The following is a 25,285-nucleotide window of genomic DNA, read 5'->3' as shown; positions in this document are numbered from 1 at the left end:
ATTGCCCTCCGGACTGCGTTTACCTTCTCTAGATTGCTTTAATCTTGTTTTCTTCGCTTTGCTCAGTGCCATGTAGGGCACCTCCAATTGATCTTTATGGTGATTCCATTATACGCGCAGCCAAAGGCATTGTACACTGTGTCATTTTTGCGAATTTGGCAGAATGTCGGTTGAATGCATAGTTCTTTCATGGTACTCTTGGTGGGGTAGCAGGGGACAAGCATGGAATGGGGAGGAGACCCGCGTTGACATACGATACAATCTATTGGCTTATTATGGGTGCAAGCTTTGTGCTCACAGGAGTAGCAGGGATCTGGGCGATGTACAAAACAGGGAAACTGGGGCTGTCGTTTCTCATTGGATCCTTCTTTAATATTGTCATTCTGGTCGGTGCTTGTATTTGGTGGGCCCGTGTATTTGCAGCACCGGAGCAGCAATTTTCATTGATGTTCGGCATTTTCGGCTTTGGGATTGCCTTGGTGAATAATGAAGTGCTGCTGTTTTTTGCCCAGTGGATGATGAAACGGCGTAATGAAGCTCCGCAAACGTCATAGGATGGTTTGTAACATAAATGTAATCTGTTTTTCATCCTGTATTCATGTTGCCGGGTTATACTAATTATCGACCCCCTTTTTGTATATATAAATCCTTGATGGCCCGTAATCCTTGTGATTGCGGGTCTTTTTCTAATGAAAAAAGCTTCGCGGCCTCTCGTAAGAAAGGTGCGAAGCTTTGTGGGAATTAGAACTTTGCTGCAAGTGCTGCCGCTTTGGTCACGCCTTCTTGAATAATTTCGCCTGCGCGGTCAGGGAATTGGCCATGTCCTTCGACTACAACGGTCTCCACATTCTTAATGCCAACGAAGGAAAGAATCGTTTGTACGTAGTTCAGAGACATTTCCAGGCTAGCCATTGGGCCTTCGGAATAAACACCGCCGCGTGCATTGAGCAGAGCCACTTTTTTGTCGGAAAGCAGTCCAACAGGCCCTTGAGGAGTGTAAGAGAACGTAATGCCCGCTTGGCACAGGTAGTGAAGATAGGTAACCAGCTGTGCAGGAATCGTAAAGTTCCAGAGCGGGAAGGCGATAACGATTTTATCCGCTGCCAAGAACTGATCCAGATAACGCTTCACAACATCTGTTCCTTGCTTTTCTTCGGCCGTCAGGTCAAAGCCTTTGCCCAGCTTGAACATGCCGTTGATCATATTCACGTCGTAATAAGGAAGCTCTACCTGGAACAGGTCAAGCTCAGTGATTTGATCTTGCGGGTTCTGCTCACGATAAGATTGAACGAAAGCGTTATAAAGCTGGACGCTTACGGCCTGCTCTGCGGGACGGCCGTTGGCTTTGATGAATAATACGTTAGACATGAATACAACCTCCTAAGTATGAAAAAAGAATAAAACTTACATTTCGTAAGTAAATATACTAAAATATAAATCGGATGTCAAATCTTAATTTTAAGATATTGCGGGGGAAGAGCTGTCCGCATATTTTCCACCGGGGGCGGAACACTAACATAGCTTATTAACGGTAAAGAGGTGACCCAAATGGACAAAAAGCTGACCGTCGTAGATGCGGTTTGTAAGCGGGTGCTGGAACGGAGCGATACGTTATGTGCTGATGTTGAAGTGAAGATTGCCGGCGAGGAGAATCCGTATATCGCCATACTAACGGAAGCGAATGAGAAGGACTATGAGCTTTCTATGCTGCTCAAGAATGATGCGAACCGCGAACTGGATTGGTATGACAACGATCTTCATGCAGCCTATGAGGATGTAACGGAGAAGCTGCTCCGCGATCCGGCAACCAAAGCCGACTTTACGGAGCAAGTATTGACGCACGGAACCGTTCGTGCGGATGTTCGCCGGATGCTTAGCGAGGCGAAGGTCCAAAAAGAAGCGGAAATGATACGGGCATGACACCGATAGACCCTCGGCAACTACCTTTCGCGGGTTCGCGACAGGTATTGCTTTGGGTCTTTTTTAGTTATTTCCAAGTTGCATTCGTTACGGCGACCATCGTTTGCACCTTTCTGGCACGGTAGAGTCCGTTTCCATGCCATGAAACGATGGAACCGTCATGTGCCATAGCTCGAAAGGCTGAAGAGCGGCCTCCGTCCAGCAGCAGCGAAACGTCGCTGCAGCAGCCGAGCCGCTGCATAATTAAGCGTGTCTGCCAGGGCGTCGCTTGCTCCACTACAACAAGCAGCAGGGTATGGTCATCCTTGAGTCCGATAGCCGTACGCGGGCGGAGCGCCGGTTCGATATGATCCTGTTCACCGACTGTATCGTTGATATAAGCAGCACCTTCCTGCCCTCGTATGGCTGCGTAATATTCCGCCTGATCATAGGCTCTGTCGCAATGGAGACTGATGCCCCCAATAGCCCATCGGATTTGCCTGATTTCGCCAAGCTCCGCGATATGGGAGAGCGTATGCTTCTCTAGCTGTCCCTCTTGCCACTTAACAATGGTCCCTCGGCAACGGTTTCCTTGCATGCCGTTCGAAGCGGAATAAGGCTTCACCGCTTTACCGTCCTGGATGGCAATGCCTAGAACGTCATACGTAGACATGTTAAAGAAGGTGCCGTTAATTCCAAAAAAGCCGGAATTCGGCACCGTACGTTTATCCAGGGCTTCAATGGTAACGTCGGATACCGCACACTCAATATAAGCTATACGGAAGGAAAAATCCGTACCTGGGAGATCCGAAATCCTTACCGTTTGGAATTTGGCTACTCCCATGAGCGGTCCCCCGTCCGGGGAGTGCTTAATGCTGCTTCTTTGCAGGCTTGGGCTGGCTGCTGATCCATTGTTTTTCCTTGCGCTCCCAACCGAAGTTTGCTATAAAAAATCCCAAGACGCTGAATACCAGAAGACGGATGGTCAGCCACGAGCCCGTAAAGGATTGCTGAGTCATCCATTCGACGGCGGTTGTAAGAATGGTAAACGAAACTCCCCAAAGCAACACTCCGTAATACATTACATATTTGGCTTTTCCCATACGGCGGGTCTGGCCCCACTTATTCATCTTTTCTTTACTCATTGCTGCCTGCTTCCCCCTGACCAAAGTGCATTCCACAGTTCATTCGCTGATGGGTACGGGTTTTCCTGCACGTTCACGGAGGTTTCACAAAGAAAAACACTTTCCCAATAGACCGGGAAAGTGTTCTCCTGTGCAACTGACTGGGAAACTAGGATTCGAACCTAGGAATGACGGAGTCAAAGTCCGTTGCCTTACCACTTGGCGATTCCCCATCGACAATAATTAGAATGTCCGGTTAAACAATCATCTATACGCGGCGTCGCTAACTTTTACATGGAAATTTGTGGTATGATACAGTGAGTTAGCTTACAGGAAAGGATCAGATGACTTTGAGTAAAATATTTATTTTTTCTATTCTTTGGTGGGTGACAGGGAATCCGTTTGTTGCACTGATTGTTCTTTTGATCATATTGTATATGCTGGAACGGCGCTTCATTGGGCTGACACCCAGCATTCTGAGGCCTTTAAGCCGCAGGAGAAGAATGGCGCGGCTTAGGGAAGAGCTGCGGATGAATCCGCACGGCAACACCACCAAGCTGGATATAGCCAGGATCTATATAGAACAAAAAAAATATGGGCCGGCCAAAGAGCTGCTTGAGCAGGTACTGCCGGTGATGGAGGACTCCGCCGAGGTGCTATGCGAGCTGGGAATCTGTGAGCTGAAGCTGGAGAACCTGAAGCAGGGGGAGCAGCTGATTCAGCGTGCGCTTGAGCGAAATCCGAGGGTGAAATACGGAGAGCCGTTCTTGCGCTTGGGCGAGGCGTATGCCGAGGAGAATCCGGAGAAGGCCGTAAGGTACTTGGAACAGTTCCGCGAGGTACACTCCTCCTCTTGCGAGGCGTATTACCGTCAGGGTCTCATCTACAGCCGGCTCGGACGCAAGGAGGAAGCCCTGCGGGCGTTCCGGGAAACATTGGAACTATACCGTGGACTTCCTCGTTATAAGCGCAGACATGAGCGCAAATGGGCGCTGCTGGCCCGGTTTAAGTAGCTCGCGCCTTAGCGGCTTCGGCTGCCCGTTCGGGGGAGAAGGGCGCCAGATTAAGTGAAGTGCTGCCGCCGGTCAAAAGCTCCCGAATTAACACTGCCGTGACAGGGGCGAGCAAAATCCCGTTGCGGTAGTGTCCCGTAGCGAACACGAGCCCAGGTAGCTGGTCCCAGGTGCCGAGGAACGGCAGACCGTCGCGGGAGCCGGGACGCAGTCCCGTCCAGGTGCGCAGGAACTCCGCTTCCTTAAGCTTCGGAACCAGCTGGACGGCTTTATCCTGCAGCCGGGCGACAGCCTCTGCCGTAGAGCGCTTATCGAAGCCCGCTTCTACCTGTGTTGCTCCAACAATGCAGCTTCCGTCCTGCTTGGGAACGATATAACATCCCTTTGTAAAGGCAGTAGAGGTCAGCATTGGCGCTTCGGTCCGGATGGAGAGGCATTGTCCTTGTACCGGGAACATCGGAAGCTGCATACCGAAGGCTTCCGTGAGCGCAGGACTCCAAGCACCGGCTGCCAGTACGACATGATCCGCATAGAGCGGACCTTCGGAGGTTTGTACGCCTGTAATGCGCCCTTGACTCTGGAGCAGCCGGAATACCGGCGTCCATTCCCGAATCGTTACGCCTCGCTTCACGAGAGAGGCCCGAAGGGCCAGCATGAGATGAATCGGGTGCACCTGATGATCACGATCGAACCACAGGCCGCCACGAACCGCTTCCGTCAGCTGCGGCTCCCTGCGGCGAATCTCCTCCGGGCTGACCCACTGTGCATGCCGGATCCAAGGCAGACGCCCACGCAGCTCCGCTTCATCCTCTTCCGTCAATGCGACTCGCAGAATACCCTCATCTATATATTGCGGCGAGATACCGGTATAGGCAAAGAGCTCCTCGGACCATGGGCGGTACAGCTCCTGGCTCTTCGTGCACAGCTCGTAAAAGGCGCCGGGATGGTGGGTTTCCACCTGTGCGCCGAGCATGCCGGCTGCAGCCGTCGAGGCTTCCTGACCGACCGCCCCTTTGTCCAGCAAGGTGACTTTCATCCCCGATTTCGCTAATTCATAGGCTATCGAGGAGCCGATAATGCCTCCTCCTATAACGATTGCTGATGCATTTACGTTCATGATGAGAACCAACCTTTCTTGGGTTTATGGCTGGAGGAGTCCAGTCGTTCCCGATAAGCTGCGACCTGGCCAGCCGGCTGCGAATGAAGCAGCACGGAGGAAAGGACGGCGATCCCGGCGCAGCCGGTCGACAGCACCTCGTCGACCTCGGAGAGGCCGATACCGCCGATGGCGATGACCGGGACGGGCGAGGCCGCCACGACCTCCGCCAGCGCGCCGATGCCGCGCGGCGCGAAGCCGGGCTTCGAGCCCGTCGCATACACATGGCCGAAGATCACGTAGTCGGCGCCCTGACGGGCCGCCTCCGCCGCCTCCTCGGCCTCGTGGACCGAGCAGCCGACCCGCATACCGCGCGGCACAAGCTGCCGCACCGCTGCAGCCGGGAGGCTGCTGTAGCCCAGCTGCACGCCATCCGCCGGAGCCGCCAGGGCCGCATCGACGCGGTCGTTCAAGACGACCGCGGTGTGCGGCAGCAGCGGCTTGAGCCGGGCGTGCCAGTGCAAGAGCTCGCGTGCGCCGCGTTGCTTCTCGCGCACGTGAAAGGCATCGATAAGCGACGTATCGATGCCGGATAAAATTGACGACACCTCGGCGAGCTCCTGCCGACCTGTCGTCAACACATGCAGCGCGTGCTTGCGCATAAACCAACACTTCCTGCCGTAGTTTTCGTAGTTTCATCATACCCCCGAGCCTTTATGGCGTCAAAGGCTTCTTGAGGTTTGTCATAAAATGATCACTAAAAAAGCGGAATCCTGTGAGGAAAGCTACAGGCTGCGCTGAATGGGTCTTTTTCTTGACGCTGTTCGGCGGGAACTATAAACTTAGAGCTAGTGTATGGAAGCTTGCTTCGGGGAATGGATAGAGGCATAGGGGAGGAGAACATGGAATGAGTGTTACCTATAAAGCATTGACGATCGCCGGATCCGACAGCGGCGGCGGGGCAGGCATTCAGGCGGATCTGAAGACGTTCCAGATGCTTGGTGTGTTCGGCACCTCGGCGATCACGGCGGTGACGGCGCAAAATACGCTTGGAGTGCACGGGATTTACGATATTCCTCTGGAGGGGATCGAAAAGCAGATCGATGCGGTGTTCACGGATATTGGCGTGGATGCTGCCAAGACGGGGATGCTCTCCCAGCCGGAGGTCATTGAGCTGGTAGCGAGTAAGGTGAAGGGGTACAAGCTGTCGAAGCTGGTTGTAGATCCGGTGATGATCGCCAAGGGCGGCGCCAGTTTGCTGGCATCGACCGCACAGGATGCGCTTAGGACGAAGCTGCTTCCGTTAGCTGCGGTAGTCACTCCGAATATTCCGGAAGCGGAGGTCATAACCGGGCTCAGCATTCACTCGGTTGACGAAATGAAGGCGGCGGCGGTCAGGCTTGTCCGAGAGCTGGGAGCGAAAGCTGCGGTGGTCAAGGGCGGACACAGCGACGGGGCGCCTACCGATGTGTTGTACGACGGGGAACGCTTCGAGCTCCTGACGGCGGAGCGATACGAAACCCGCCACACTCACGGCACAGGCTGTACTTTCTCAGCGGCCATCACCTCCGAGCTGGCGAAGGGCAAGCCCCTGCTGGAGGCCGTTCATACGGCCAAGCGGTTTATTACGCTGGCTATCCGTTATGAGCTTGGCATTGGGGCCGGACACGGGCCGACCAACCATTGGGCCTACCACCGTGCACAATCGCAAGAGCAGACAAGCTGAGCAAAGGAGCCTTTAACCGAACATGAGCTACGAGTATTTAATGCAGGCGGTCCTGTTAATATTTTTATTGATGCTCTCCTTCCCGGCCATCATCTTATGGTCTAAGTGGAGAAGGAAGAAACGGAGATAAGCGATGTACTATGTGAATCATGAACAGATTGATATTCGTTTGCAGTTTATTCCTGTCATTACGGCGGCCTGCGAGCAGCTGGCCAATCAGTGGAATCTTGGGCAGAAAGGACTGCTGATCCAGCTCGCACAGGAGCGTACGCTGCACCTTGCCATTGAGACGGTAACGGATATCGGCAGCTTGCTGATCGATGCTTTTATGATGCGTGATGCAAGCAGCTATGAAGATATTGTGGAGATTCTAGAGGGCGAGAAAGTATTCGGTGCGAACACTGCCGCTGTTCTCAAGGAGCTGGTCGGACTACGCCGGCCGCTGGTACAGGATTACGCGACCTATGCCAGGGAAGGACTGCATCCGCTTGTATTGCAGCTGCCGTCCGTTCTGGAGGAGCTGGCTCAAGCCGTGCCTGCTTTCATCAGCCGGGAGATGGTGTAAATTGCCTTTCTATACTTTTTAGTATCATAATTTACTTATTGCCGGATTTCGTTTAAAATAACGGTATCAGCAGTTTCGCAGCTGCCGCAGCTTAGAGGAAAAGTCCCTGTAAAGGCGGTGAATACCGGCATGAATCAAGAGCCCGATGCGTCCACGCGCAAAGTGATACTAACCATGCTTAAGACGAGAGGCGCTTTACCAGTCAGTGAGATGGCGAGACAGCTGGGTATTACCGAAATGGCAGTTCGCAGACACTTGAGTACGCTGGAAAGGGATAACTTAATCGAAACGAAGCTGGTCCGGCAAGCCATGGGGCGGCCGACACATCTGTATTCGCTGACAGCGAACGCGGACGATCTGTTTCCGAAGAAGTATCATTCCCTTACGCTGGATTTGCTGGACGAGCTGGTGGCCGAGGCAGGCGAAGAGCAGGTGGACCGGTTATTCGATCGCCGTAAGGATAAGCTTATCGGCCGATATAACGAACGCATGGCGGGCAAAGCGTTGGCAGATCGGGTCAAGGAGCTGGCCGACCTGCAGAACGCCAACGGCTATATGGTGAATTGGGAACAAACCGGGGAAGAGCAGTACGTGCTGCATGAGCACAACTGTCCGATATCCCAAGTGGCCAACCAATTCAATCATGCATGCCAATGTGAGCTGGATATGTTCCAGAGCTTGCTGAGCGCCGAGGTGGAACGAACGGAATGCCTCGCGAAGGGCGGCTCGAAGTGTACTTACGTCATTCAAGCGAAGCTGAAATAAACCAATAGGCGAACCATCGCTGTATCTTGTCTGAAGAGACAGGGTCGTGATGGTTTTTTAACATATTTCGACGAACTTTTCATTGTACCGAAACTATGTTAATCTGTAATTTAGGCAAATTTACCTTCTAGAGCAGGAGAATCAAAATGATATTTCTTAAAAAAGGAACGAGAGCACTCGTATTTATACTGGCAGCTGTACTGCTGGTATCAGGATGTACTACAGGCGGCGCGAAAAATCAAGAGTTTCTGATTGGCGTCATTCCCGCTCAGAATGAGGGAAACTCAAGGGTGGGCATGGAGAAGCTGAGCCAGGTCATGACCGAGAAAATGGGCCGCAAGGTACGCGCCGAGGTTTATCCCGACTATAACGGCGTAGTGGAGGCTATGGGTGCGGGCAAAATCCATATGGCTTACCTGGGGCCTTTAACCTATGTACAAGCCCATGAGAAATATGGTGCCAAGGCTATTGCCACGATTGAGGTAGGCGGGGTGCCTTATTACTATTCGTACCTGATCGCTCCCGTTGACTCGCCCTACAATTCCTTTGAGGATGTGATTAAGAATGCGGACAAGATCAGCTTCGCCTTCGGAGACCAGAACTCTACCTCGGGCAGCTTGGTACCGGGAATGGCGTTGAAGAAGGCCGGCGTGTTCGAAACGGCTCAGAAATATAAATTCAAGAAGGTTACCTATACCGGAAATCATGATGCCACTGCGTTGGCCATTCAGAATAAAACGCTGGACGTCGGTGCCATTGACAGCGCCATCTACGCCAATCTGGTGAAGCAAAATAAAGTGGACGGATCCAAAATCAAGAAGATTTGGCAATCCGAGCAGCTGTTTCAGTACCCTTGGGCGGTCGAGAAAAATGTCGGCGAACAGGACATCAAGAAGCTTCAAGAGGCGCTGTACAGCATTAAGGATAAGGATATCCTAAATGTATTTAACGGTGCGGATGCGTTCATACCGGCCAAGAACGAGGATTACGCCGCCGTTCGCCAAGCAGCCCTTGAGGACGGACGCTTGAAGTAAGCGGAACGCATATACCCGAGAGCGGGCGGCAAGGAGAGGAAGTATGAAACAACGAATTATTTACTTGGCCGTGTTTCTCGGGCTGCTGATCTGGTCGGGAATCGGCGTCGGCTTCGATTTGAGCTTGCTTACGGATATAGGCCGAACGGTAGATTTTGTCCGGAATCAATGGTTTCCCCTCGATTGGAGCGATGCGGATTACGCATTGGGGCAAACCGTGGTCACGCTGCAGATTGCGCTCTTCAGCACGCTGATTGCGGTGGCGATTTCGCTTCCGCTCAGTTTTTTTGCGGCCCGCAACACGACACCGTTCCCATCGGTGTACCACTCCTTCCGTGTCGCGTTCAATTTTCTGCGCTCCGTTCCGGAAATCGTGCTGGCCCTCATCTTCGTACCGACGCTCGGGCTCAACCCCATGCCTGCCGTGGTAGCGTTGATTATTCACAATGTGGGGGTATTTGGCAAAATGATCTCGGAAATGATAGAAGCTATGGATCCCGGACCGCAAGAAGCTGTGAAATCAGTGGGAGGAACACGGATATTAGTAGCGTTGTATGGAATTATGCCTCAGATGATTCCGCTGGTGATCTCCCAGTATTTCTACCGGCTCGAGGTAGCCATTCGTACCTGTCTAATTCTTGGCGTGGTCGGGGCAGGGGGAATCGGACAGCTGCTCTATAACGACTTCAAAATGTTCCAATACGAGAAGGTGGCCGTCGAGGTAGTTTTCATAATGGTGCTCGTTACCTCGGTAGACTACCTTGGGGCTTATGTCCGAAAGCGGGTGATTTAACATGCTGGCTATTCAAGGGCTCCGCAAACAATACCCGGGCGAATCGGACCCTGCTTTGAACGGCATTAACCTGACGATTAAGCAGGGCGAGCTTGTAGCTGTCCTTGGACGCAGCGGAGCGGGAAAGTCGACCTTAATCCGCTGCATCAACCGCTTAGTCACACCCGATCAGGGGAGCATTCAATGGAACGACCGAAGCGTTACCGGCACTACGGAGAAGGAGCTGAGAAAGCTTCGCGGCGAGATCGGGATGATTTTCCAGCACTTTCATCTGCTTCCGCGCTTAAGTGTACTGACCAATGTATTGGTCGGACAGTTTGCATCGATGCCCTTATGGCGAAGCGTCACCTGGAGCTTTACCTCCAAACAGAAAGAAGAGGCCATGGAGGCGCTTCGGCAAGTAGGGCTGGAATCGCTGGCCAGACGGCGAGTCGAGGAGCTTAGCGGCGGACAGCAGCAGCGCGTGGCCATTGCCCGGGTAATGATGCAGCGGCCTAAGCTGCTTCTAGGGGATGAGCCCGTATCCAGCCTGGATCCGGTTACTGCAGTCAAGGTGCTGGACCTGGTAAAAGTGCTGCATCGCGAGCAGGGGATGACCGTCTTGCTGAACCTGCATGATGTCTCTCTAGCGAAGCGGTATGCCGGGCGTTTGATTGGTCTTGCCAAGGGAGGGATCGTCTTTGACGGACCGCCCGAGGAGTTGACGGAGGAAGCACTAACCCGGATCTACCCGCAAGATGAACCGCAATTAACCGAACAGGAGATGAAGATAGATGAGCATGCAAACAGGTGAACCCATTAAATTAACGTCCCTATCCTCGAAAGGCGGCTGCGGGTGCAAAATCGGACCGGCGGATCTTCAGCAGGTGATTCGTACGCTCCCTCCGGCGGAGCCGGACCCGAATCTGCTTGTTGGCTTGGACACCAGTGATGATGCGGGGGTATACAAGCTGACGGAGGAGCTTGCCCTGGTGCAGACAGTAGACTTTTTTACACCGATTGTTGACGATCCATACTCCTTCGGGCAGGTAGCGGCAGCGAACGCTCTTAGCGATATTTACGCGATGGGCGGAAAGCCGCTCACGGTGCTTAACATCGTTGCTTTTCCTATCAAAAAGCTTGATAAGAGCGTCTTAGCTGACATTCTGCGAGGCGCGGGAGATAAGGTAAGGGAAGCGGGAGCCACCCTTGTTGGGGGGCATTCTATCGATGATAACGAGCCGAAATTCGGCCTGGCCGTTACCGGGCTGGTCCATCCGTCCAAAGCCAAAACGAATGCCGGCGCGAAACCGGGCGACCGCTTGATTTTGACGAAGCCGATTGGGGTAGGCATCCTGACGACCTCAATCAAGAAAGATGCGCTCAGCACCGATGAGGTAGCCAGAGTCACTAGTGTTATGACTACGCTCAATAAGAAGGCTGCGGAGATTATGGAGCCTTATGAGGTGCATGGATGTACGGACGTTACCGGCTTCGGATTGCTTGGTCATGCCGCTGAGATGGCGAAGGGCAGCGGCGTGGGCCTGCGCATCGGAAGGGCTCAGGTTCCTGTGCTGCCGCGTGTGCGCGAGCTGGCGGAAGCGGGCTTCGTTCCGGGCGGGACAAAGAACAACTTTGCCCACTTGGAAGGAACGATCAGCTTCGAGGATGGGATCGATCAGATCGACCAATATATTCTCTGTGATGCGGTCACCTCCGGCGGGCTGCTGATTGCCGTAGCGGAAGAGAAGGCCGAAGCGCTTCTTGCCGACCTCGTCCAGGCAGGTGTCGAAGCCAGTCTGGTCGGCGAGGCCGTTGCTGAGCACCCAGGTCAAATACGTATAGTCAAATCATTGTAATTTTGGCTAAAGGGGAGACAAGCCTTGTTTCAGGACGTCACGATACAGGAACTTCTAGAGCTGCAGCAGAAAAGGGAGCTGGCCCTTGTGGATGTCCGTTCTCCTGGGGAATATCATGATTTTACGATTCCCGGCAGTCTTAATATTCCGCTCTTTACGGATGAAGAGAGGGCGGAGATCGGGACCATTTATAAGAAAAATAGCATTCAAGCGGCGAAGGATCGCGGTTTGGAAATCGTTTCTGCGAAGCTGCCCCGATTTATTAAAGAGTTTGAATCGATCGAACCGAGGAAGGCGGTATATTGCTGGCGTGGGGGCATGCGGAGCAAAACCTCCGCCACGTTGCTGTCGCTTATGGGGATACGGGTCTATCGGCTACAGGGAGGCATTCGGGCGTATCGACAATGGGTTGTCGATACCCTTGCCCATTTTGAGCTGAAGCCCCGCATGATCGTCATCAACGGATATACCGGAACCGGCAAATCGCTTATTCTACGCAAGCTGGCGGACAAAGGGTTTCCCGTACTGGATGTAGAAGCTTTGGCCGGCCACCGGGGCTCGATCTTCGGGCAAATCGGCATGAAGCCGAACAATCAGAAGACGTTTGAATCGTTACTGGTGCAAGAGCTGCTTAGGCTAAACGACTCCCCCTACATTCTTATGGAAGCGGAGAGCAAGCGAATCGGCAAAGCGGTGATGCCGGAATTCCTAGTGGAAGCCAAGGAGAAGGGACGTCAAGTATTTGTCGAGATGCCGCAGGAGCAAAGAATTCAGCACATTCTGGATGATTATACTCCGGGTGAGCATAAAGAGGAATGCCTTGCTGCTTTTGAGCATATCCGCAGACGGATTCATACCCCAATAGCAGCAGAAATTGAGCGTCATATGCTGATGAACCAGTTTGACGAGGCGGTGAGGCTGCTGCTGGAATACTATTATGATCCAAGGTATGAGCATGCTACCGATCAATATGCCGCTGAATCCGATTCGATCCAAGCGGTGACTCCCGATGATGCCGTCGATCAAATCATAGCCTATTTGCATCGTGTTACATCCGACCCGAATTAAGGGGTCGGATTTTTTTGTTGCATCTTGTGTCAAAACAAGCTGCGCCTACTTATACTGTAGTATCCCATAGGCATTCGCCCTGAAACAGTAACCCGATATCCCAGCGGAGGTGATGGTCATGTTATGGCAAATCTGCATCGGTGTCAGTGCGGCAGCGTTCCTGGTCGTATCGTTCTACCTGGTGCGCTTGCTGCGAACGGCTCAAAGCAAGCTGGAGCGAGCGGATCAAGCGCTGCACGAGATGGAGCGGCATTTGGCCCAGACAACGACCGAATCGATGCAGCTGATCCGGCTGTCTACAACATTGCTCGAGGATCTGCAAGGGAAGCTTCAAGCAACCGACAGATTCTTCGATGCGGTAGAGGAAACGGGAGAGACGGTGAATCGCGTCTCCCAATCCGTTCAGCTTCTATCGCAGACGGTGACGGATACGGTATTGGAGGCAAGAAGGTCGGTACATAACGGGCAAAGGACCGTAAACGACCTGATGGAGTTGACGACAACCGGAATGCAGCTGTGGAACAGGTTACAGTCTTATCGACAGGCAAAAGCAGCGGATAAGATGCGATCAGAGGCGGATCAACAAAAAAGGAGCGAGGAAGCATGACAGACAAAAGAAACAAGGATTTGGTCATTGGGGCAGTTGTAGGCAGTGTACTTGGAGCAGTAACCGCATTATTGTTCGCACCGAAATCCGGACGTGAGCTGAGAACGGACATCAAGGAAGGCTATCAGCAGCTCAGTGAGAAAACACAACAGGTGGCGGGCGATGTGGTCGATAAATCCAAGCAGATCGCTACTGCGATCAGCGAAAAGACGCAAACGGCAGCCCAATCCGTCAGCCGTCAAACATCGGAAATCGTAGATAAAGCCAAGGATGTAGCAGGACAGCTGGGTCAAGAGGTGAAATCGTGGCGTCGCACCAAGGATGATGCTGTTGAAACGGCTGAAGCCTCTATTGCAGCAACTCTGGCAGAGAAAGAGGAGAAAGAGGAGAAAGAGGAGAAAGAGGAGAAATAAATACTTCAATAAGCAAGCCGTGGATCCTTCGAGTGAAGCTCGAAGGATCCACGGCTTTTCCTTTTACCACTTGGATGGGTCAATCTTACTGGGATCCAACCCTTCCCATATATTCTTGATCTGAGCGGCCTTCATCGGATCATCGAATACAAGCCAAGCCGTAGGAAGGTAACGTTCGCCGTATTCGCTGGACGGCTTGTTGACGATCTTATTATCATGCACCAATACCGTAGAGGAGCCACCGTCCAGGTTGGCGGCCGTAACGGCGCCATGCTCGAGGAAAATATTCTGCACATCAAACAAGGTAGCACCGATACTGTGCGGCTGACGGCCGTCGATGATCGCAAACATAATGGTACCGTCGGCCTTCTGAGCCATTGAGGTTCTCGGTGCGATGCCCCAACCGTCCGCCTGATTTTTAATTTGCCCGACGCCGTTGACAATGAATTTGGGAGCGAAAGTGACCGCTTCCTGAACGCCCATCTGCAGCAGCTCGGAAACCTTGTATTTACCGGCCACCATAAGACCGTCCTTATCTACACCCACGATGTGAATCGGGGTATTCATTCCGGAATCGTTATAGAAGACCTTCCCTCCGGACATAACAAGACCCGTCGGCTGAAAGCCGTTGCCCTTCCACTCGGGGTCTACGAAGCCTCCGGCATTGACTCCGGCTACGGCTCCAAGACGGCTCACCATAGATGTAACCTTTTCCCCTTTTCCTGCCTTGCCAGGGACGGCAATTCGAAGTGCTTTCGGATCATTCACGATAAGCAGATGTCCCTTAAAGTTTTTTCCCGAGATTTCTTCAATCTCAACTAAAGGCTTCTTCTGTTCCTGAACCTTCGTTTCGGTAGCGTGTACTTGAACGATAGGCTTATCCTTTATTTCCGAGTAGCGGTCAAATTGATCCCAGTATCGGTTTACGCGCTTATCCAGCTCTTCCTGCCCGATTAAGTATTTCGCCCAGTGGCGATGCTGCGTAGTGATCAAGGTGTCAGCAGCCATGAAACGTAAATTGGAGCCGGACTCCGTCAGGAAAAACCAGAGGCTGCCTACGGCACCAAAGACGAAGAGCACAAACAGCGTATATAGTGACAAGGTAAGCCATACGCTCGACCCGCGCTTCTTGGCAATCGCTTTTGTTTTCAAGGGAGCTGAAGCTTGAGCCCGGGTTTGACCGGGTAGAGGTGCTGACACGCATTCCAATCCCTTCCAAGTAAAATAGGCCTACTTAGTATATAACGAAAAAAAGAGAGAAAAGTTGCAGTTCTCACTGCACCCATTCTCTCATTCTAGTTTAAATACAGCTGTTTCTTCTCTCTGATCATCAGCTCGAATTCTTGGGCGGGCATTGGCTTGCTGAACACATAGCCCTGAATCTCATCGCAGCCTTGATCTTGAAGAAACTTCAGCTGTTCCTGCGTCTCGACCCCTTCAGCCAAAGATTTGATCTTCAGCCGATGCGACATCGCAATGAGCGCGGTCACGATTGCAGCATTGTCTTCATCCGAGGTAACGTCTCGAATAAAGGATTGATCGATCTTGAGGGTATGCACACGGAATCTCTTCAGGTAACTCAACGAGGAGTAGCCGGTACCGAAATCGTCGATGGAGATCCGTACGCCAAGCAGCTTCAATTTTTGCATGGTATCTACGATATAAGGCACATTGTTCATAGCCACATTTTCTGTAATTTCAAGACAAAGCTGATCCGGCTTCAGACCGGACTCCTCAAGCGCCTCAACGACCAACTGGACAAAGTTGAGCTGATGGAATTGAATAGCCGAGATATTGACAGAAACGACCAGAGGGGGGTATCCGAGCTTTTGCCACTCCCGGTTTTGTCTGCAAGCTTCCTTCAGCACCCAATTGCCGATCGGTACAATAAGTCCTGTTTCCTCTGCGAGCGGAATAAATTCTCCAGGAGAAATCATACCCCATTCGGGATGCTGCCAACGCACAAGCGATTCCATCCCAAATACGCTGCCGTTACGGAGGTCCACGAGCGGCTGGTAAAAAATCTTAAATTCATTGCGTTCAAGCGCTTTCCGCAGATGAATCTCCAGATTCAACCGATGCAGGGAGCGTTTGTTCATGTCAGGGTGATAATAGTGATATGAATTCCCACCTTTTTCTTTGGATCGATACATGGCGATATCTGCGTTTTTTAGAAGTGTCTCTGTATCGGCGCCATCATTGGGATAAATACTGATACCGATACTTGCTGTGACGAACAGCTCCTGGTTCTCTATGACAAAGGGCTCCTTCAACAGCTCAGGAATGCCCTTGGCAAACTGGGCGGGTTCATCAACATGGGTTACATTGGAAAGCAATATCATAAACTCGTCACCGCCGAACCGGGCGACAAGATCCTTTTCTTTCGCATATACTTTCAGCTTTCGTGCGAGATATTCCAGCAGCTTATCACCGACGTGGTGACCTAACGTATCATTAATGACTTTGAAGCGATCGAGATCGAGGAAGATAACCGCCATCATACTGCCTGACTTCTGTGCTTGCTCGAAGCAGGATTTCAGCTTCTCATCGAACATTAATCGATTCGGTAAGTCCGTCAACGCATCGTGATAAGCCATGTGAACGATCTGTTCCTCTGCACGTTTCCGTTGATTTACGGCACGAATTGTAGCATAAGATCTAAGCAGCTGATAATCATTCGTCTCGCTTATAATCTTGGCAAAAAGTTCTTCTTCTTTTTCTATGCTGTTTTCTGCCGAGGAGTCAGCTACTTTAAGAAGCTGCATGACGTTCTCGATATGATCTTTATGAATTCTGGCGGCCGAGGCGTTCTTCGAATGCCGTCGATCGTCAGATCCGAGATAAACCAAACCTTTACGCGAATCATAATCTACAACATGATTCATATTGACGATATTGGTGCTATCCAGCTGGCGGAACCCGTCCTCGAACAACCATTCCTCTAAGTTGTCAAATGAAGTATCTAGGTAGTATTGTTCGTCTTTGGTGTGTATGATGACTTCCCGGTCACGGATTCGATCGATCTTAACTACATCGTTCGAGTCGATGACAAGGACTTCTGAACCTCTTTTGCCATCACGAGTAACGGGAATCTTCTGCATTAGTTTCAGCTCCAAGGAGAAGGATGAAGGCTGTCAGACGGAATCTGGCAGCCTTGGAATGTATGTATTACTTTTTCAAAAGTTCAGCTGGTGTTTCTGGGCGATGCATAATAAAGCTATTGGAGAATACAAACAGCGAACCTAAGGCAGCTAAAACAATGCTTGCATATTTTGCAAATTGATGTTTCAAGCATTTGTCCTCCCTTCTATGTAGTCTGAGAACTTATATGCGATCTTTGTGGTTAACAAAGCTTGCGCCAACGCTGCAGATGCTAAAAAGGAAGAGTGAAAATAAAGATTGCTAAGAACAATGAGAACAGAGATTACCTTAAGATGAGGATAATATTTAGGGTTCACACTGCTTGAATTTTCCATGTTATTAGGTGCAGTTTTCAAAAGAATGAGCGCACTTACAATGGTTAGAAGAAGTCCAAAAGGTTGAAAATTGTAATCAATGTGCGTAACAATAATGAAAGTCAATATAGAAGCGATGGAGCAGGCTAACGATGTTGGCATATGCATTCCACCACTAAAAAATCTTAATATAGTATAAAAGGCAATCACGCATATAGCTTCAAGAAGATGATTTGTAAAGAAGCTGAAAATTATAACAAAGGAAACTGACGTTACTGTATTAATCAGCAGAGTTAGACTATATCTTAATACTGTTTCTGAAGCGCCTTCAGGGTAGTGTGAATATATTACTTTTGCGAGGCTGTTAGCAGATCGATCGATAAAGTTCATCTGTTTTTTAACCTCTCGTATTTCTCCTTAATTAATCTTCTGTTATGTTTGTAAGCAAAAATGAGTGTAAATAAGAGAAAGCACGTGCTTACAATGATGATAATAAAATGAAGACTTAGTTTATAAAAGGAAAGAGTCATCAATTGTAAAGCTAATACACAAATCAATAGAGATGCGGAAAGTACGAAATTATAACCTTTAAGTGCTTTTCTCATGGATAACCAGTTGGCCATAAACACAAATCCATACTTCCGACTTTGTAATATTGCCATAAATGTTGCAAAAATTAATGATATTATTAGGAAGATGATTCCACTATGTATCAAGCTAGAGGATATTTGTTGGATACTTGTTAACCCAAGCTCAGTACCAATAGTAATTACTCCGTATTCGACGATTCCACATAGAAAGAAGCCAATGACAGATAAAACAATCGAATAGAAAAATGGTAAATTAAAAAAAATCATTATAAGTATGCTTTCAATGGATAAAAGTGTTAATACCGCGAAATCCGGTACCTGAGCAATTTCTCGAAAATAGATTGAAGTAATAGACATGGCAAGCGCAATAATTGCCACTTTATGCAGATTATATCTCAATGGGAAGCGAAACATGGTAAGAGATAATAGGACTCCCATACCTAATTCTATTGTCGAATAAAGTACTCTTATTAATAGAGCCCCAAGACTCATTACAATTCTCTCCTTATTTTTACATTCCATAGGGTAAATGTCATGAATATAAAGTCTTATTTTTAATTATACTTTAGAAAAAAATTAGGAAACTTTAGAAAGCACTCAGGTTAAGTTTAATATACTTAGCAATGCATTACAAGTAGAAAAATGTCGAATGATATCGTTGGGTATATTGTAAATTTAGCTAATTCGTAGTGTCGATGAAATGATCGCAATAAAATTTAGTATCATGTGTGCAAGAATGGTAGGGTAAATTGAGTTCGAATCTTTATAAATTTTACAAAATAAGATTCCCACACCAAAATACGCTAAAAAACGATCCCAACTAAAATGTCCAAGCGCAAAGATTGATGAAGATATTGCTGATGCAATTACAAAGTTATATCTCGAACAAAGAAAACGAAAAATGATTTTTCTATAAACAATCTCTTCAAAAATAGGAGCAAAGATTACAATATTAATTGCCATAATTGGGTAGGAACTTAATAGTTGATCTGTAAGATTTGGTGTTGGACGAATCAGTAGGGTGGTTGCAGCATGAAAATAAATACTCCACTGGACCCCTTTCCATACAAATGCGTAATTATTTCGAGCGTATATCATTTTTTGCACATTTAAATTCATTAATTCCACTCTATACACATAAACCATGAATGTCATGCAAATGAGAGGAAATAGTGATATAGAGTACTTATTTATAAATAATAAAGTAGGTCCAGGACCAGCAAGTAGGAAAAACGAAATTAACGCGATGATTTCTTTCTTTTTCAATTTCAGCAGCCTCATTAAAAGGTAAGATTAAGATTCTAAATCTTTTTTATACGCTAAAGATAATAATAAAAGTAATGCGAACATGGTTATGAACTGTAGAAGCAGCAGATATCCTTCGAAATGAAATAATATAATGCTTCCAAGGTTTAGTAAAATTACGATGATATAGACGAATGTTATAATACTGTTTTTATTATCATTCAGAAATGGATCATTTTTTTTATTCCGGGGTATGAAGGAGAATCCCAATCGCAATTTTTTTAACAAAAATACAAGGACAAATGTGAGTACAATTACTATCCAAGCTGAAGTTAGGTTGTCACCTTGAAGTTCGATAACGCTTGTATCGTATTTAAATAGATTTTTAATTAGCACAACAAATAATTCAAGTAGTATTGTGATGGTATAGGGAATTATAGTCATAATAATGGTGTAAAGGAAGCGAAGACGAAAAATTATAAATAAGCATCCCATCATAGCAATAGGTTGAATTATGGTTATCAAATACACGACTTTAAAATGCTGAATGGGAACCGAGATACAAGTTAATAGAATGATGGAGTACATTAACTGAAGTTTATTAGCTTTAAGTGGAAATCGGAATAAAGATAAGCTTAATGCAAGCATTGAATACCAAATGAAAATATATAAGATAATGTGGTTTATCGTGGTTAGCATCATGATGCGAGATCCCCTTCAACTCTACTCAGTCACATCCTTTTGATAGGCCACTCGCAGCACCATCAGCCAAACTCCAATAAGCAGGACGTTCTTTAATAACACAAATTCTTCAAAGAAAAAAATAATGAACCCTGATCCAAGAACTAGGATCACACAAATAATTGATAGAGAAAGGATTTGTTTATTGAGCCCTTTGTACTCAAATGTCTTTCTTTGACGGGCGGCTATAAAGGTGAAGCCAATTCGAAATTTATGGAGAATGAAACAGCTAATGACGTTGAAAAAAGTAATACAGATTCCTATCGTTAAGATATCATTTCTTTGCATATAAGAAATTGCCGTGCTCAAATGAAAATACGAGATAGCCCACGTAATCGCGAATTCAGCAAAAATATTAATTCCGTAGCTCAGTCCTATGATAATTATCGAATGAGCCCAATGAATGCGAAAAATCAGCCTAAGGCACAAAATGGCACAAATAGGCTGAACGATGGCGGTTAGAAAACCTTTATCAAAATATTGGATATTAGCGGAAACATAGCTTAGCAATAATGCCGAAACGATGATCTGATAGTAGTAATGTTTTAGATTGAAACGGAATATACTTAAACCAAGAGATAAAAGCAGTGTCCAATTGAAAGCATAAAGTAAGTAATATTCAAAAAATTGCATTACCGCTAGCCCCTATTAGTTGAAATGATGATTACATATTCTCTGAAGTTGGTGAGAGGCTCGCGCTTCTACTGATACGCCCGTAATGGAACTCAAGGCTTGAATTGGTATTGTACGCCACGGTTCGAAGCAGCAGATCATGATACTTCTTCTGGCGGATCGCGGTCATCATGACGCTTTTCCCGGACCCGGATTCATGGAAGTAGAGCTTGCCGCTGCGCTGATCATATTTCTTAATGAAGGTAAAGTTCACGTAAAGATCCGCGTCGACTTTCTTGAAATCATGCTCCTCCAAACGATCCAGAAAACTGCTGAAGTCGATCAAAGAATCGATGCTGTGCGTTTCCACCGAATCTGCCATATGGTAAGTAATGTCCTTGGTGCCGATCTCGATGTACTGCACCTTCTTCAGGTCGACATCGAAGCGGGCCGGAGCCGAAGTTCCGGCAACATCCTCACTCATGAGGTGTCCTGCTTTAATCATTAATTCGGTATATGGGTAGCCGTAAGCGACAGACAGCTTCTTCAGCGTGTCGGGCGACGGAGTAATCTTCTCATTCGTAGAGCGGTTTCTCTCGAGCTCCAGGTCACGAATGTACGCATGGGACAGTCCGCTTTTCTTAGCTGCCTCCCTTAAGGACATCGAACCGCGAAGCGACTCAAGGAATCTCCCGAAATCAGGAATTGGTTGTGCCACTTTGCATTTCCCCCTTTCTAAACATATTGTAATGGACAAGCCGCAGAAATGAAATAGGCAATCTAAAATTCCTTTTAGAATTTAATTATGCCTTGACTGTATGTAATATTAATAATACGATTTAAGTAACTACATCGTTTGAACAGCAGGAGGGGGGAAGTCATTGTGAGAGATAAGATCATGAACCGCTGGAGCACTTATGAGCCCTTCTATGTCCATTTTAACGGATACAAGGTTGCAGATATCGTTATTACTAGCCATGCTCTCAGCAGGTGGAGCGAAAGGGTAGAGGACGAACAAGGCGGTATTGAACATATATGCCATTTTTTGTGGGACAGATTGAAGAATGAATGCGTGCAGCCTTACTATGCGAACGAGAAGGACGTCTATCTGATTGATGACGATCTGGTCATGGTAGCGGAATTCATGCAAATGAAAGATGAGACCGACATTGCCGGAAATCCGTTACATAAAATGATCGTCGTTACATTCCTTGGCAGGGTGTCCCAAGACATTCAGCTTCGGGATCTTAAGGCTTACTATTCATGGCTTCGTCACTCTCGCAGAATGACTTTGGTGAAGCACGGAAGAAAACGAAAATAAATTCATATTAAAACAGTTGGGGACTAGCAGAGGCTAGTCCTTTTTTATTTCATTGTACCAAAAAATACCATTCGTGACTAGGGGGCTGTTTCATGAATAAATTCCTTCCAGTCTCGGGAAATTAGGGATAGTAAGGAAGGGAGTGGCTTATTCATGGCACGTGACTTGCCGATCGGCAATGGCAATGTTTTGATTAACTTTGACGGCAGCTACAATCTCCGTGATATCTATTACCCCTATGTCGGACAAGAGAATCAGGCGATTGATCATTTATCCCATTTTGGGGTATGGACCGCCGAGGACTTCTTCTGGATCGACCACCCGGAGGTGAAACGGCAAAGCGGCTATTTAAACGATTCGATGGTAACGAATGTTAGCTGCGCTCATGAACGTCTGGGCCTCGAGATGCTGCTTCGCGACGGGGTGGATGCTCAGGAGAACGTTTTTGTACGAAAGGTTACGATGAATAACAAATGGGATCGCGAACGGACGGTGAAGCTGTATTTTCACCTTGATCTTCATTTGTATGGCGTGGGCGTTGGAGATACAGTGTATTATGATCCGGATTTGCGGTCATTGGTATTTTATAAAGGGCATCGCTATCTGTCGCTTTCGTGTGCTGTGGACGGGCAGCAGGAGGGTCGGCCATCCGCCTATGCAATCGGACAGAAGGAAATTCACGGTCTTCAGGGGACTTGGCGCGATGCGGAGGACGGCCGGTTGGGTGGAAATCCGATTGCACAAGGATCTGTTGACGGGACGATTGAGCTGGAGTTTACCGTGCCGGCCGGCGGCAGTACGGTAGCGTGGTTCTGGATATGCTTCGGACGGGATTACAAGGAGATCGCGAAGCTTGAACGGTCCGTCCGGGCTGCCCATCCGCATGCGCTGCTGCAGCGCACCTATAACTATTGGCTGGAGTGGCTGGAGCGGGATCGACATGAGCTTCGTTTGCTGGATAAGGATATCGCGTCCTTTTACCGGAGAAGCCTGCTGATCATCCGTACCAATACGGACAATCGGGGGGCGATCCTGGCGGCGAATGATTCGGATATTTTGAAATTTGCCAAGGATACGTATTCTTATATGTGGCCAAGGGACGGGGCTTTGATCTCCCATGCGCTCGATCGTTCCGGTTATCATGCCTTGACGAAGCGGTTCTTTGGATTCTGTAAACGGGCTTTGACGGAGGAAGGCTATCTGCTGCACAAATATAATCCCGACGGATCGGTTGGCTCCAGCTGGCATCCGTGGATCAATGCGCAGGGGGAGAAGCAGTTCGCGATCCAAGAGGACGAGACGGCTCTCGTTCTTTATTCGTTGTGGCATCATCATCGCTTGGCCCGAACCTTGGACGAAGCCAAAGAGGATTATGAGCAGTTCGTTGTCCCTGCCGCCAATTTCCTGGTGAGGTACAAGGATGCATCGGGGCTTCCGCTCCCTTCCTATGATTTGTGGGAGGAGCGGTATGGAGTCCATTTGTTCACGGTAGCGAGCGTATATGCCGGACTTTTGGCGGCGGCACAATTCGCCGATTACTACGAGGACAAGGCGAGGGCCCAACATTACCGGGACTCGGCGGAGCAAATAAAACAAGCCGTCGAGCGGTCCTTCTTCTCGCAGCGGGAGAACCGTTTTATTCGTTCTCTCTATTGGAATCATGAGCAGAACACGTACGAGCCGGATTGGACTTTGGATGCGAGTATCTATGCTGTATTCGATTTCGGCTTGTTCCCGGCGGACGATCCCCGCGTAGTCAGCACGATGAAGGCGATTCGGGAAAAGCTGTGGGTGAAGACGGAGGTCGGAGGACTGGCACGGTATACGAACGACTACTATCATCAGGTGACAAAGGATGTGGCGCGCGTTCCCGGCAATCCTTGGTTTATCTGCACGCTGTGGTACGCAGAATGGGTTATCGCCGTCGCCAAAAGCGAGGATGAGCTGAAGGAGGCGGAGGAGCTGCTGCGATGGACGATGCGCCATTCGCTTCCTTCCGGCGTGCTTGCGGAGCAGCTTCATCCTTTCACCGGCGATCCGTTGTCGGTTTCGCCACTGACCTGGTCTCATGCTTCGTTCGTAAAGGTCGTCCAGGAATACCTCTCGAAGCTGAAGCTGTTCAAGCATAAGCGGCGCGGCAGGGAAGACGAGAGCGACACAAGGCTGCTGCAAAAGGCGGGTGCGCCGCAATGAAGGCGATTCGAGTGACAGGGATCGGCGAGGCTGCGGAGACAGGTGCCTCTGCGAAGCTGGAGCTGGCCGAGGTGAGTCAGCCGACTCTGCGCGGGCCGCACGATGTGCTGGTGCGTGTGCTGTGTGTGGGACTTGACGGAACGGATCGCGAGATCATGAGCGAGCACTACGGCGTGCCGGCGACCGGGGAGACGGCGCTGACCATCGGCCACGAGTCGCTGGGCGTCGTGGCCGAGGCAGGGCCGGAGTCGGGCTTTCTGCCCGGCGAGCTGGTTTGTGCGCTCGTGCGGCGGCCTTGCCGCGAGCCGGATTGTGTCAGCTGCCGGAACGGGCAGCAGGATTACTGCGAGACAGGACAGTATGTCGAGCGAGGCATTAAGGGCGCGGACGGGTACCTGTCCGAGTATTATGTCGAGGATGCGCGTTATCTGGTCAGGGTCCCCGATGCCGCTCTCGCTTATGGCGTGCTTGCCGAGCCGCAAAGCATCGTGGAAAAGGTGTGGGAGGAGGTCCAGCACATCCAGCAGCGGCTCGTCTGGCAGCCGAAGACAGCCGTGGTGCTTGGCTCCGGGCCGCTAGGGCTGCTAGCAGCCCTCACCTGCCGCTGTCTCGGCCTCGACACCGTGGTGTGGTCGAAGACGCCGGCAGACGCTCCGGCAGCGGAGCTGGTTCGCGCCTGCGGAGGCCTCTTCCGCGAGGCGGAAGAAGGGACGGGAGCGCTTGGCGCCTTCCTTCAGAGAGCGGGCAAGAGGGCCGATCTGATCTTCGAGTGCACGGGCTTCAGCCCGCTGGCCTTCGAGGCGATGACAGCGCTTGGGCCGAACGGCGTCCTTGCTCTGCTGGGGGTAACGCCGGGGAACCGAAGCCTGTGTATTTCCAGCGACCTGATCAACCAGGAGCTGGTGCTTGAGAACAAGTGCATTGTAGGCTCGGTGAACGCTTCGCGGAAGGATTTCGAAACGGGCCTATACCGCCTGCAGCAAATGGAGGCTAAGTTCCCGGGGTTACTGGGCCGGATGATGACGGATCGGCTTACACTGGAGCAGGTGACCGCGCTGGAATGGGGGAACATCGGGATTAAAGCGGTAGTCGATGTGGTTCCCCGTGAGCAATGGTCCGTACATGTGCAGTCGGAAGCGAGCGAGGTCAGCTACAGCTTCTCGGTGTAAGACGGGAGACTTACAAGA

General features: G+C 49.7%; 28 protein-coding genes and 1 tRNA gene. 16 read left to right on the top strand and 13 right to left on the bottom strand.

All coding sequences use genetic code 11. From position 1 onward, the window contains the following. Positions 1-245: 245 nt before the first annotated feature. Positions 246-554 carry a hypothetical protein gene (locus RAC89_RS05120; protein WP_306612204.1) on the top strand — a complete coding sequence of 103 codons (309 nt, stop codon included), beginning with the start codon at positions 246-248 and terminating at the stop codon, positions 552-554. A 187-nt stretch (positions 555-741) separates the two neighbouring features. Here the strand turns inward: RAC89_RS05120 and RAC89_RS05115 are convergent, their stop codons facing one another. After that, positions 742-1,368 (bottom strand): FMN-dependent NADH-azoreductase, encoded by a 627-nt coding sequence (locus RAC89_RS05115; RefSeq protein WP_284641016.1) that lies wholly within the window; start codon positions 1,366-1,368, stop codon positions 742-744. Positions 1,369-1,548: 180 nt separating this feature from the next. Between RAC89_RS05115 and RAC89_RS05110 the strand changes: the two genes are divergently transcribed. Continuing rightward, positions 1,549-1,920 carry a hypothetical protein gene (locus tag RAC89_RS05110; protein WP_306612202.1) on the top strand — a complete coding sequence of 124 codons (372 nt, stop codon included), beginning with the start codon at positions 1,549-1,551 and terminating at the stop codon, positions 1,918-1,920. A gap of 67 nt (positions 1,921-1,987) precedes the next feature. On the opposite strand, the gene RAC89_RS05105 is transcribed toward RAC89_RS05110, so the two are convergent. The 3 genes from RAC89_RS05105 to RAC89_RS05095 all read right to left on the bottom strand — a co-directional run bounded on the left by RAC89_RS05105 (position 1,988) and on the right by RAC89_RS05095 (position 3,256). Further along, complete coding sequence (locus RAC89_RS05105; RefSeq protein ID WP_306612200.1) at positions 1,988-2,743, bottom strand: phosphodiester glycosidase family protein; 756 nt, start codon at positions 2,741-2,743, stop codon at positions 1,988-1,990. Positions 2,744-2,768: 25 nt separating this feature from the next. After that, the gene (locus RAC89_RS05100; protein WP_306612198.1) at positions 2,769-3,044 is read right to left on the bottom strand and encodes a hypothetical protein; all 276 of its coding nucleotides are present in this window, start codon (positions 3,042-3,044) and stop codon (positions 2,769-2,771) included. 140 nt (positions 3,045-3,184) lie between these two features. After that, a tRNA-Gln gene (locus RAC89_RS05095) sits at positions 3,185-3,256 on the bottom strand. 111 nt (positions 3,257-3,367) lie between these two features. Between RAC89_RS05095 and RAC89_RS05090 the strand changes: the two genes are divergently transcribed. Next, entirely contained in the window at positions 3,368-4,036 is a 669-nt protein-coding gene (locus tag RAC89_RS05090; RefSeq protein WP_373429894.1) for a tetratricopeptide repeat protein, read from the top strand. On the opposite strand, the gene thiO is transcribed toward RAC89_RS05090, so the two are convergent. After that, positions 4,029-5,153 carry a glycine oxidase ThiO gene (thiO, locus tag RAC89_RS05085; protein WP_306612196.1) on the bottom strand — a complete coding sequence of 375 codons (1,125 nt, stop codon included), beginning with the start codon at positions 5,151-5,153 and terminating at the stop codon, positions 4,029-4,031. The two genes, RAC89_RS05090 and thiO, sit on opposite strands and share 8 nt — an antisense overlap. Next, positions 5,150-5,794: a thiamine phosphate synthase gene (locus RAC89_RS05080; RefSeq protein ID WP_306612194.1), complete on the bottom strand. Its 645-nt coding sequence runs from the start codon at positions 5,792-5,794 to the stop codon at positions 5,150-5,152. The genes thiO and RAC89_RS05080 overlap by 4 nt, the downstream gene beginning before the upstream one ends. A gap of 245 nt (positions 5,795-6,039) precedes the next feature. Here RAC89_RS05080 and thiD point away from each other — a divergent pair, with 245 nt between their 5' ends. The 10 genes from thiD to RAC89_RS05030 all read left to right on the top strand — a co-directional run bounded on the left by thiD (position 6,040) and on the right by RAC89_RS05030 (position 13,941). Beyond that, entirely contained in the window at positions 6,040-6,858 is an 819-nt protein-coding gene (gene thiD / locus RAC89_RS05075) for a bifunctional hydroxymethylpyrimidine kinase/phosphomethylpyrimidine kinase (RefSeq protein ID WP_306612192.1), read from the top strand. 133 nt (positions 6,859-6,991) lie between these two features. Next, positions 6,992-7,423 carry a DUF86 domain-containing protein gene (locus tag RAC89_RS05070; RefSeq protein ID WP_284641008.1) on the top strand — a complete coding sequence of 144 codons (432 nt, stop codon included), beginning with the start codon at positions 6,992-6,994 and terminating at the stop codon, positions 7,421-7,423. A 129-nt stretch (positions 7,424-7,552) separates the two neighbouring features. Next, complete coding sequence (locus RAC89_RS05065) at positions 7,553-8,188, top strand: helix-turn-helix transcriptional regulator (RefSeq protein ID WP_306612191.1); 636 nt, start codon at positions 7,553-7,555, stop codon at positions 8,186-8,188. Positions 8,189-8,334: 146 nt separating this feature from the next. Beyond that, entirely contained in the window at positions 8,335-9,222 is an 888-nt protein-coding gene (gene phnD / locus RAC89_RS05060) for a phosphate/phosphite/phosphonate ABC transporter substrate-binding protein (protein WP_306612190.1), read from the top strand. 43 nt (positions 9,223-9,265) lie between these two features. Continuing rightward, a complete protein-coding gene (phnE, locus tag RAC89_RS05055) occupies positions 9,266-10,015 on the top strand; it encodes a phosphonate ABC transporter, permease protein PhnE (RefSeq protein WP_306612189.1) in 750 nt (249 codons plus the stop codon). A 1-nt stretch (position 10,016) separates the two neighbouring features. After that, positions 10,017-10,808, top strand: coding sequence for a phosphonate ABC transporter ATP-binding protein (gene phnC, locus RAC89_RS05050; RefSeq protein WP_306612187.1), 792 nt, complete (start codon positions 10,017-10,019; stop codon positions 10,806-10,808). Next, entirely contained in the window at positions 10,795-11,853 is a 1,059-nt protein-coding gene (selD, locus tag RAC89_RS05045) for a selenide, water dikinase SelD (protein WP_306616048.1), read from the top strand. Before phnC ends, selD begins: the two co-directional genes overlap by 14 nt. Before the next feature lie 24 nt (positions 11,854-11,877). Continuing rightward, the gene (gene mnmH / locus RAC89_RS05040; protein WP_306612185.1) at positions 11,878-12,921 is read left to right on the top strand and encodes a tRNA 2-selenouridine(34) synthase MnmH; all 1,044 of its coding nucleotides are present in this window, start codon (positions 11,878-11,880) and stop codon (positions 12,919-12,921) included. A 118-nt stretch (positions 12,922-13,039) separates the two neighbouring features. Then, the gene (locus RAC89_RS05035) at positions 13,040-13,528 is read left to right on the top strand and encodes a DUF948 domain-containing protein (protein ID WP_306612183.1); all 489 of its coding nucleotides are present in this window, start codon (positions 13,040-13,042) and stop codon (positions 13,526-13,528) included. After that, complete coding sequence (locus tag RAC89_RS05030) at positions 13,525-13,941, top strand: YtxH domain-containing protein (RefSeq protein ID WP_306612182.1); 417 nt, start codon at positions 13,525-13,527, stop codon at positions 13,939-13,941. Before RAC89_RS05035 ends, RAC89_RS05030 begins: the two co-directional genes overlap by 4 nt. A gap of 63 nt (positions 13,942-14,004) precedes the next feature. Here RAC89_RS05030 and RAC89_RS05025 read toward each other — a convergent pair whose 3' ends face one another. From RAC89_RS05025 to RAC89_RS04995, 7 genes are all read right to left on the bottom strand, one after another. Continuing rightward, positions 14,005-15,141, bottom strand: coding sequence for a phosphodiester glycosidase family protein (locus RAC89_RS05025; protein ID WP_373429893.1), 1,137 nt, complete (start codon positions 15,139-15,141; stop codon positions 14,005-14,007). A gap of 95 nt (positions 15,142-15,236) precedes the next feature. Further along, positions 15,237-17,042: a putative bifunctional diguanylate cyclase/phosphodiesterase gene (locus RAC89_RS05020; protein ID WP_306612180.1), complete on the bottom strand. Its 1,806-nt coding sequence runs from the start codon at positions 17,040-17,042 to the stop codon at positions 15,237-15,239. Positions 17,043-17,109: 67 nt separating this feature from the next. Then, positions 17,110-17,232 carry a cyclic lactone autoinducer peptide gene (locus tag RAC89_RS05015; RefSeq protein WP_306612178.1) on the bottom strand — a complete coding sequence of 41 codons (123 nt, stop codon included), beginning with the start codon at positions 17,230-17,232 and terminating at the stop codon, positions 17,110-17,112. Then, positions 17,229-17,786, bottom strand: coding sequence for an accessory gene regulator B family protein (locus RAC89_RS05010; protein ID WP_306612177.1), 558 nt, complete (start codon positions 17,784-17,786; stop codon positions 17,229-17,231). The genes RAC89_RS05015 and RAC89_RS05010 overlap by 4 nt, the downstream gene beginning before the upstream one ends. A gap of 875 nt (positions 17,787-18,661) precedes the next feature. Beyond that, positions 18,662-19,252: a CPBP family intramembrane glutamic endopeptidase gene (locus RAC89_RS05005; protein WP_306612176.1), complete on the bottom strand. Its 591-nt coding sequence runs from the start codon at positions 19,250-19,252 to the stop codon at positions 18,662-18,664. Between the two features lie 702 nt (positions 19,253-19,954). Next, a complete protein-coding gene (locus RAC89_RS05000; RefSeq protein WP_306612174.1) occupies positions 19,955-20,605 on the bottom strand; it encodes a hypothetical protein in 651 nt (216 codons plus the stop codon). 31 nt (positions 20,606-20,636) lie between these two features. Next, complete coding sequence (locus tag RAC89_RS04995) at positions 20,637-21,302, bottom strand: helix-turn-helix domain-containing protein (protein WP_284640994.1); 666 nt, start codon at positions 21,300-21,302, stop codon at positions 20,637-20,639. A 165-nt stretch (positions 21,303-21,467) separates the two neighbouring features. Between RAC89_RS04995 and RAC89_RS04990 the strand changes: the two genes are divergently transcribed. The 3 genes from RAC89_RS04990 to RAC89_RS04980 all read left to right on the top strand — a co-directional run bounded on the left by RAC89_RS04990 (position 21,468) and on the right by RAC89_RS04980 (position 25,267). Continuing rightward, positions 21,468-21,905, top strand: coding sequence for a hypothetical protein (locus tag RAC89_RS04990; RefSeq protein ID WP_284640993.1), 438 nt, complete (start codon positions 21,468-21,470; stop codon positions 21,903-21,905). Between the two features lie 153 nt (positions 21,906-22,058). Continuing rightward, positions 22,059-24,098 (top strand): glycoside hydrolase family 15 protein, encoded by a 2,040-nt coding sequence (locus tag RAC89_RS04985; protein ID WP_306612173.1) that lies wholly within the window; start codon positions 22,059-22,061, stop codon positions 24,096-24,098. Beyond that, entirely contained in the window at positions 24,095-25,267 is a 1,173-nt protein-coding gene (locus RAC89_RS04980) for a glucose 1-dehydrogenase (protein WP_306612172.1), read from the top strand. The genes RAC89_RS04985 and RAC89_RS04980 overlap by 4 nt, the downstream gene beginning before the upstream one ends. Positions 25,268-25,285 lie beyond the last annotated feature (18 nt).

The sequence above is a fragment of the Paenibacillus sp. GD4 genome (assembly GCF_030846225.1).
GTDB classification, from domain to species: Bacteria; Bacillota; Bacilli; order Paenibacillales; family NBRC-103111; genus Paenibacillus_G; species Paenibacillus_G silviterrae.
The sequence above is the reverse complement of the archived record's forward strand: the minus strand, read 5'-3'. Positions and strand labels throughout refer to the sequence as shown.

Excerpts from the sequence above, each read along its gene's own strand:
- RAC89_RS05000 (WP_306612174.1), bottom strand. The coding sequence starts at position 20,605 with ATGCAATTTTTTGAATATTACTTACTTTATGCTTTCAATTGGACACTG.
- phnC (WP_306612187.1), top strand. The coding sequence starts at position 10,017 with ATGCTGGCTATTCAAGGGCTCCGCAAACAATACCCGGGCGAATCGGAC.
- RAC89_RS05105 (WP_306612200.1), bottom strand. The coding sequence starts at position 2,743 with ATGGGAGTAGCCAAATTCCAAACGGTAAGGATTTCGGATCTCCCAGGT.
- selD (WP_306616048.1), top strand. The coding sequence starts at position 10,795 with ATGCAAACAGGTGAACCCATTAAATTAACGTCCCTATCCTCGAAAGGC.
- RAC89_RS05090 (WP_373429894.1), top strand. The coding sequence starts at position 3,368 with ATGACTTTGAGTAAAATATTTATTTTTTCTATTCTTTGGTGGGTGACA.
- RAC89_RS05030 (WP_306612182.1), top strand. The coding sequence starts at position 13,525 with ATGACAGACAAAAGAAACAAGGATTTGGTCATTGGGGCAGTTGTAGGC.
- RAC89_RS05110 (WP_306612202.1), top strand. The coding sequence starts at position 1,549 with ATGGACAAAAAGCTGACCGTCGTAGATGCGGTTTGTAAGCGGGTGCTG.
- RAC89_RS05070 (WP_284641008.1), top strand. The coding sequence starts at position 6,992 with ATGTACTATGTGAATCATGAACAGATTGATATTCGTTTGCAGTTTATT.
- RAC89_RS05080 (WP_306612194.1), bottom strand. The coding sequence starts at position 5,794 with ATGCGCAAGCACGCGCTGCATGTGTTGACGACAGGTCGGCAGGAGCTC.
- RAC89_RS04980 (WP_306612172.1), top strand. The coding sequence starts at position 24,095 with ATGAAGGCGATTCGAGTGACAGGGATCGGCGAGGCTGCGGAGACAGGT.
- phnE (WP_306612189.1), top strand. The coding sequence starts at position 9,266 with ATGAAACAACGAATTATTTACTTGGCCGTGTTTCTCGGGCTGCTGATC.
- thiO (WP_306612196.1), bottom strand. The coding sequence starts at position 5,153 with ATGAACGTAAATGCATCAGCAATCGTTATAGGAGGAGGCATTATCGGC.
- RAC89_RS05100 (WP_306612198.1), bottom strand. The coding sequence starts at position 3,044 with ATGAGTAAAGAAAAGATGAATAAGTGGGGCCAGACCCGCCGTATGGGA.
- RAC89_RS04985 (WP_306612173.1), top strand. The coding sequence starts at position 22,059 with ATGGCACGTGACTTGCCGATCGGCAATGGCAATGTTTTGATTAACTTT.
- RAC89_RS05065 (WP_306612191.1), top strand. The coding sequence starts at position 7,553 with ATGAATCAAGAGCCCGATGCGTCCACGCGCAAAGTGATACTAACCATG.
- RAC89_RS05115 (WP_284641016.1), bottom strand. The coding sequence starts at position 1,368 with ATGTCTAACGTATTATTCATCAAAGCCAACGGCCGTCCCGCAGAGCAG.
- RAC89_RS05035 (WP_306612183.1), top strand. The coding sequence starts at position 13,040 with ATGTTATGGCAAATCTGCATCGGTGTCAGTGCGGCAGCGTTCCTGGTC.
- RAC89_RS05010 (WP_306612177.1), bottom strand. The coding sequence starts at position 17,786 with ATGAACTTTATCGATCGATCTGCTAACAGCCTCGCAAAAGTAATATAT.
- RAC89_RS05020 (WP_306612180.1), bottom strand. The coding sequence starts at position 17,042 with ATGCAGAAGATTCCCGTTACTCGTGATGGCAAAAGAGGTTCAGAAGTC.
- thiD (WP_306612192.1), top strand. The coding sequence starts at position 6,040 with ATGAGTGTTACCTATAAAGCATTGACGATCGCCGGATCCGACAGCGGC.
- phnD (WP_306612190.1), top strand. The coding sequence starts at position 8,335 with ATGATATTTCTTAAAAAAGGAACGAGAGCACTCGTATTTATACTGGCA.